This is a genomic window from Chryseobacterium sp. HNCC26DJ240, from assembly GCF_057180485.1.
On the sequence record NZ_JBXUGK010000009.1, the window covers coordinates 228,499 to 236,221 of the forward strand.

General features: G+C 36.6%; 3 protein-coding genes. All 3 read left to right on the forward strand.

Annotated elements, in window-relative coordinates; all coding sequences use genetic code 11:
* Window positions 1–341: 341 nt before the first annotated feature.
* The 3 genes from AC2A1G_RS18720 (at window position 342) to AC2A1G_RS18730 (ending at window position 7,423) form a co-directional block, all read left to right on the forward strand.
* Window positions 342–3,497: a SusC/RagA family TonB-linked outer membrane protein gene (locus AC2A1G_RS18720; RefSeq protein ID WP_484048401.1), complete on the forward strand. Its 3,156-nt coding sequence runs from the start codon at window positions 342–344 to the stop codon at window positions 3,495–3,497.
* Window positions 3,498–3,506: 9 nt separating this feature from the next.
* Window positions 3,507–4,988 carry a SusD/RagB family nutrient-binding outer membrane lipoprotein gene (locus AC2A1G_RS18725; protein ID WP_484048402.1) on the forward strand — a complete coding sequence of 494 codons (1,482 nt, stop codon included), beginning with the start codon at window positions 3,507–3,509 and terminating at the stop codon, window positions 4,986–4,988.
* An 89-nt stretch (window positions 4,989–5,077) separates the two neighbouring features.
* A complete protein-coding gene (locus AC2A1G_RS18730) occupies window positions 5,078–7,423 on the forward strand; it encodes a phosphocholine-specific phospholipase C (RefSeq protein ID WP_484048403.1) in 2,346 nt (781 codons plus the stop codon).
* Window positions 7,424–7,723: the final 300 nt, after the last annotated feature.

Sequence of the window (7,723 nt, forward strand, 5' to 3'; positions counted from 1 at the left end):
AGATAAAGTTACGACATAAATTTTGAGAGTGATGAGAGATTTAGTCTATTTTACCATTTGTTAATAGATATGATTTGAGATTTGAAGTTTGATATTTGAAATTTTATAACACAAATCAATCTGGATCAAAATGTAGCAAGTAATCTAAATACTTTCAGAAAACGTCTAAAATACGGTGTTTATAATTATAAAAAACAAAAAATCTTTTATCTACCACAAAATTTACGTTTACTATTCTATTAAATTTTCTATTGTCTCCTATTGAAATGATATTTTTATTGTAATAAAGTGTTAAAATCTAAGTAACAGAGCCTCTTTAAATTTGCAGTCAAATTTAGAAAATGAAAAAAACTTTAGCCACATTTTCGGTATTGTTGCTTCCGCTTTATCTGAGCGCACAGGAAACTCAAATTACCGGAACTGTAAAAACAGAAGAAGGAACTGTAGTTTCGGGAGTAAATATTACCGACAAAAATACGGGCAACACTGCAACTTCTGATGAAAACGGAAATTTTACCATTTCTGCCAATCCAAAGGATATCTTAGAATTTTACACTTCAGACTATTCACTTTACACGGTGGAAGTTTCTTCGAGAAGAAATTATTCTATCGTCCTTAAAAAAGCAAGTGAAAAGCAGATTGAAGGCGTAGTAATTACCGCTTTAGGAATCGAAAAAAAGAAAGAAAAACTGGGTTATGCCACTCAGGAAGTCAATACAAAACAATTTGAAACAATCACTACACCTAGTTTAGGAAATTTATTTTCCGGTCAGGTTGCGGGTTTAAATGTTTCGAATCCTACGGGAATGCAGCAGAAACCTGTCTTTTCTTTGAGAGGAAATACCAATTTGGTGTATGTAATCGATGGAGTGATTGTAGAAGCTGAAGTTTTTCAAAATTTAGACCCTAATAATATCTTAAATATCAACGTGCTGAAAGGAGCAACTGCTTCTGCACTTTACGGTTCCAGAGGTCGTTACGGCGCTGTATTAATCACAACAAAAAATGCTAAGAAACAAGGTTTCTCTGTTGATTTTTCGCAAAACACGATGATTACGGCAGGATTTACCAATCTTCCGGAAACTCAGACTGAATACGGAAACGGTTCACAGGGAAAATATGAATTCTGGGACGGAGCCGATGGCGGTGTGAATGACGGTGATATGATTTGGGGACCAAAATTTACTCCGGGATTAAAAATAGCGCAGTGGAACAGCCCGATTCGTGATAAACAGACCGGACAAATCATCGAATGGTACGGAACTGTAGCAGGAAGCATGTACAACGACAAATCAAGGTACGAAAGAGTCCCAATCGACTGGACGTATCATGACAACTTAAACACGTTTATGAAACCTGCGGTCATCAACAACAATAATTTTGCAATCAGTTATAAGCACAATAAAGATTCTTACCGTCTTTCCGGGAACTTTATGAATTATGATGACAGAATTCCTGAAGCGTATTTGCAGCGATACGGGATTAACTTTGCATCTCAAAACTATTTTGGAAAGAAGTTGATTTTCGATACTAAATTAAGTTTCAACCAAACTTTCACTCCAAATATTCCTAATTATGATTACAACCCGAGTGGTCACATGTACACCATTTTAATCTGGATGGGAGGTGACGTTGACGGAAATGCACTAAGAAACAATCTTTGGGTTCCCGGTCAGGAAGGGAAAACGCAGGCCAACTGGAACTACGCCTGGTACAACAACCCTTGGTTTGGAGCTGAAAAATATAAAAATAAAAACCGTACGAATATCCTTAATGCTCAAACGAGTTTAGAATATAAAGCGACAGAAGATTTATCAATCAAAGGAAGAGCTTCTATTGTTGAAAATCACAACAAACAGGAGATTTTGAGTCCTTATTCTTATTTCAATTACAGTGCCCCCAGGAATGGAGGTTACCTTTTGAATGACAGAAAGACATGGAATATGAACTCCGATGTTCTCGCAACTTATAAAAAGAAGATTTCTGATAATTTTGATTTCAGTATAAATGCAGGTGCGTCGACTTTTTACTATAAAAATAATCAGGATGATGCTTCTACAGATGGTTTGAAAATCCCTGAAGTATATTCATTAGAAAATTCAACCGGAGCTGTGAAATACTATGATTATTTAAAAGAAAAATTAATCTACTCAACATACGGAACGATTGATATCAGCTTGTACAATGCTTTCTTCATCAACGTTTCAGGTAGAAATGACTGGTCTTCTACTTTGCCTAAAGAAAACAGATCCTATTTCTATCCTTCTGCTTCGATAAGTGCAGTCATTTCTAATTTGGTTAAAATGCCTGAATCCATCAATCTGCTGAAAGTTTCAGGGTCGTGGGCAAAAGTAGCGTATGACTTCCAGCCTTATGCCATCAGAAATTACTATTTGAACAACAACGGAATCAGTTTCAACGGAAACCCAACGTTCTATTATCCGACTACTTTGAATTATGAAAATTCATTAAAACCGGAACAGACAGAATCTTACGAAATCGGTTTAACGGCAGGTTTGTTTAATAATCGTTTGACCTTAGACGCTACGTATTTCAGAACTTTAGATTACGACAATATTCTTCAGTTTCCAAGTACGCCTTCTTCAGGATTTACTTCGCAAAACGTGAACGGAAACGAATATACCACAAAAGGTTTTGAAATTTCATTAGGTTTAGTTCCTGTAAAATCTACCAACTTCACATGGAGATCGTTGATCAACTGGAGTACCTACGAAAAAACATTAACGGAAATCTACGGAGGAATGTCCAACTACAACAACATCAAGTTGGGTGAAAGAATGGACACTTATTATGACACAACATGGCAAAAATCTCCTGATGGAAAAGTAATACTAGACGCAACCACCGGAATGCCGACAAGAGCAACAACGCCGAGCAATCTCGGTCATTTCGGACCGGACTGGACTTTTGGTTTTAACAACACATTCAAATACAAAAAACTAAGTTTAAACATCGGAATCGACGGAAGCATCGGTGGTGTAATGAGATCTCAGGTCGTAGAAAAAATGTGGTGGGGTGGAAAACATCCGAACTCTACAGAGTACAGAGACATTGAATATGCAAACCCCGGAACTTATTTCTTTGTGCCGGATGGCGTAAATTATAACGCTTCTACAGGAGCTTACACTACTCACACTACACCAATCAGTTTCCAGAGTTATGCTCAGAATTATCCTTATCAGGCGAGAGTTACCGAAGACGAAAGCGAATTGTTTGCGAATGTTTTCGACAGAACTTTTGTTAAGCTAAGATCACTAGTTTTAGAATATGATTTCTCTCATTTACTGAATCCGAATGGTTTTGTGAAAAACTTTACCGCTAATATTTCAGGATATAATTTAGCGATGTGGAAAAAATCTAAAAATCTATATTCAGATCCCGATTTCCAGATTGGAAGCCAGACTTCAGGTTCAGGAAATGATATTCAGGATCCTTCAAGCAGATGGTTCGGAATTGGGTTTAACCTTAAATTTTAATTAAAACAAATGAAAAACAATATCTTCAAAATAGCCGTTTTTGCAGTTGGACTATTTTCACTTTCATCATGTGAAACCAATCTGGATAAAATCAACGAAAACCCGAATGATCAGGCAAATATCGACCCTCAATATCTTTTGACTTATGTTTCTAAAAATGCCTTTGGTGTTCAGGGAGATCCGATGTATGCTTCAAGAATGCTGATTGGTACTGACGGGGAGAATGTTTACCAATACATGAAATGGAACGATGCGTCTTTCAATACCTACAGCACAGATCTTTTGAATACAATGAAAATGATGCAGGAAGGTGAAAGAATCAATAACAAAAATTATCAGGCTATCGGAAAGTTTTACAGAGCTTTTCATTTCTATAATTTAAGTTTAAAATTCGGAAGCATTCCGTACACTGAAGCCGTAAAAGGGGAGTCAGGAATTACACAACCGAAATACGACAGTCAGGAAACCGTAATGGCAGGAATTTTAAATGAACTGAAAGATGCCAACGCATTAATTAATTCTTCAGATGCCATTGCAGGGGATATCATATTCAACGGTGATGCTACAAAATGGAAAAAGCTTATCAACTCTTTCCGTCTGAAAGTTCTGCTGACTTTATCTAAAAAAACAACCGTTGGAGGAATCAATATCGCTACCGAGTTTGCTTCAATTGCGGGAAGCCAGACTTTAATGACATCCATTCAGGATAATGGTGAACTGAAATTTGCTGATGCTGCAGACAGCCGTTACACGACATTCAACAGCAGCGGCTACGGTTCCAGCTTGTACATGGCGAATTATTTCATCAATATGTTCAAAGACCGACAGGATCCCAGAATTTTCACTTTTGCAGAACAGACCACTTCAGCAAAAGAAAATGGTTTGGCAATTACCAATTTTAACGGCTACAACGGCGGAAATCCTACTTCGCCTTATGCTGATAATGCTGCTTTGATTACCGCTAAAAATATTTCAAAAGTCAACGAAAGATTTTATAAAGACGCTATCAATGAGCCTTCCAATATTCTTTCTTACGCTGAATTGGAATTTATTTTAGCCGAAGCAACAGCAAGAGGATGGATTTCGGGATCAGCCAAAACCCATTATGATAATGCTATCAAAGCAAGTTTTCAGTTTTACCAGACGTATGTAAAAAATCCGAATCTTTATTTTACCGGATTTAATGTTGATAATTATCTTGCCAGTTCACTGGTGGTTTATAATAATACCGCCCCGCTTCAGACTCAGCTGGAGAAAATTATTACCCAAAAATACATGACGATGTTCCACCAGGGACAGTGGACTTCCTATCAGGATTATTTGAGAACAGGCTACCCGAATTTACCTTTGCAGACTGGAGTTACCGCACCTTCAAGATTCAGATATCCACAGGTGGAATACAATTACAACAATACTAATTTACAGGCTGCACTGACTGCGCAATACAACGGTCAGGACAATATTACTTCAAAACCATGGTGGTTGCAGTAAGAAAGCTAACAATTTTATAATATTAAATTGAAGAAACCGTAAGATGATCATCATAACTTGCGGTTTCTTTCTTATTAACTATTTTCAAAATGAACAGAAGAGAATTTTTAGAAAAATCCGGGATTTTAATGGCCGGGCTCGGAACTTCAGGTATGCTTCATCCTGCAATATCAAAGGCTATGGCAATAGATGCCGCAGCGGGATCTACATTTTATGACGCAGAACACGTCGTTATTTTGATGCAGGAAAACCGTTCTTTTGATCACGCTTTCGGAGCCTTGAAGGGAGTTCGCGGGTTTTTGGATCAGACAGCATTCATAAAAGAAGATGGCCATTCTGTGTTTTTTCAGAAAAATAATGAGGGAAAATACGCCGCTCCGGGAAGATTAGATTTAAAAAATACAAAATCAACCTGGATGAGTTCGCTACCGCATTCCTGGTCTGACCAGCAACATGCTCTGAATGGAATGAAGTATGACAAATGGCTTCAGGCAAAAGCTTCCGGAAATAAAGAGTATAAAGAAATGCCTCTGACTTTGGGTTATTATAACCGTGAAGACTTGCCTTTTTATTATCAGTTAGCAGATTCGTTTACCATTTTTGACCAATATTTTTGTTCGTCTTTAACAGGAACTACGCCCAACAGATTATTTCTTTGGTCAGGGACCATTCGTGAACAGCAAAACGGAAAAGTAAAAGCCAATGTTTATAATGATAACATCGATTATGATAAAAACAAACAGGCAAAATGGAAAAGTTTTCCTGAAATTTTAGAAGAGCAAAATGTTTCGTGGCGCATTTATCAGAACGAAATCAGTCTTCCAAAAGGAATGCCGGGTGAAGAAGAATCCTGGTTGAGTAATTTTACCGATAATCCGATTGAATGGTTTTCTAATTTTAATGTGAAGTTTTCGAAAGGATATCATCAAAATATACCGAATCTCATTAATCATTTAAAAACTGAAATCGGGAAAAATCCGAAAAATAAAGAACACTTTGAAAATTTAATTAAACAACTTGAGGAAGATTTAATAAAATATCATCCTGATAATTATTCAAAACTTTCTCAAAGAGAAAAAAATCTACACGAAAAAGCATTTACAATAAATTCTGATGATCCTGATTACTGGAATGTCGAAATAGGAAAAGATGAAAACGGAGAAAGACTGGTTGTTCCAAAAGGTGATGTTTTGCATCAGTTCAGAAAAGATGGTTCCGATAAAAAACTTCCTACAGTTTCGTGGTTGGTTGCACCCGAAAGATTTTCCGATCATCCGAGTTCTCCTTGGTACGGAGCTTGGTATATTTCTGAAGTTCTGAATATTTTAACGAAAGATCCTGAAACGTGGAAGAAAACAATTTTCATTATTAATTATGATGAAAATGATGGCTATTTCGATCACGTTATTCCTTTTGCACCACCTCTAAACCCCAATCAACCCGTTGATATGAACGGAAAAGAAGGAGCGGAATATGTGAACAAAAATCAGGCATATATGACGACTCACGATCTTCGTGATAATGAAAGAATCGAAGGAACAGTTGGTTTAGGATTCCGTGTTCCAATGATTATAGCTTCACCCTGGACGAAAGGTGGATTTGTGAACTCTCAGGTTTCCGACCACACTTCGGTTTTACAATTTTTAGAAAAATTCATTCAGAAAAAATATAACAAAGATGTAACTGTAGAAAACATCAGTGACTGGCGAAGAGCAATCTGCGGTGATTTGACATCGGCTTTCAACAAATCTGAAAGCAAAATTCCTAAAATGGATTACTTAGATCAGAAAAAATACGCACAAACCATTAATTCAGCAAAAAACAAACCTACACCCAATCTCAAATGGTATTCTGAAAATGAGTTAACACCTGAGTTGTTAAAAGTTCAGGAAAGAGGAATCAAGCCATCCAATCCTTTACCGTACAATTTTCAGGTGAATTTCATCAACGGAGAAATCCAAATGACCAATCTTACCGACACCGCAGTACCTTTGCTGATATACGACAGAACTGAGTTGAATTCAAAAGACCACTTCTTCTCCTATGCCCTTTATGCCCAAAAACAGATTCAGCACAGAGCAAAAGATGAAAATTATAATTACGAAATTTTAGGTCCAAACGGATTCGTAAGAAAATTTAGAGGGCAAGAAAAATCTCAGGTAGAAGTACAGCTTTTCAATAAAACTTATGAAAACAAAATTGAAATAAAACTGAATTCCCTATCCAAAAAACCTCTTACAATTCACATAGAAAACAAATACGAAAATAACCAGCAAAAACTGGAAATCAAATCCGGAGAACAAAATTTATCATTTGATTTAGGAAAGATGAAAGGTTGGTATGATATTGAAATAAAATCAGAAAACTGCATTTGGCATTTTGCTGGCAGAATAGACTCCGGAAAGCCTACCGTCACCGATCCCCATTGGGCTTAAAAGATAATAATAATAATAATAATAATAATAATAAGATCTCATGAAAATGAAGTCTTTTTTTAGGAGCTATTTCCTGCTATCCGCTGTATCTTTTTTGTCGCCGACTATTGTGCTGATTTACATATTTATGCAAGAAAAAAAATGATGCCGCTCCTATCTGGGCTAGGGAAGCGCGCTAGGAAGAATATTTATTTCTGAAAACAAAAGTTTTATGAGCGATGAGTAATAGGTAATGATTGATGGTTGATGATTGATGATTGATATAGAGTGTTGGATGATGGGTGGTGGGTGCCTGAGACA

Bases quoted from the DNA above. Each gene is read 5' to 3' on its own strand.
- AC2A1G_RS18720 (WP_484048401.1), top strand. From the start codon at position 342: ATGAAAAAAACTTTAGCCACATTTTCGGTATTGTTGCTTCCGCTTTAT.
- AC2A1G_RS18730 (WP_484048403.1), top strand. From the start codon at position 5,078: ATGAACAGAAGAGAATTTTTAGAAAAATCCGGGATTTTAATGGCCGGG.
- AC2A1G_RS18725 (WP_484048402.1), top strand. From the start codon at position 3,507: ATGAAAAACAATATCTTCAAAATAGCCGTTTTTGCAGTTGGACTATTT.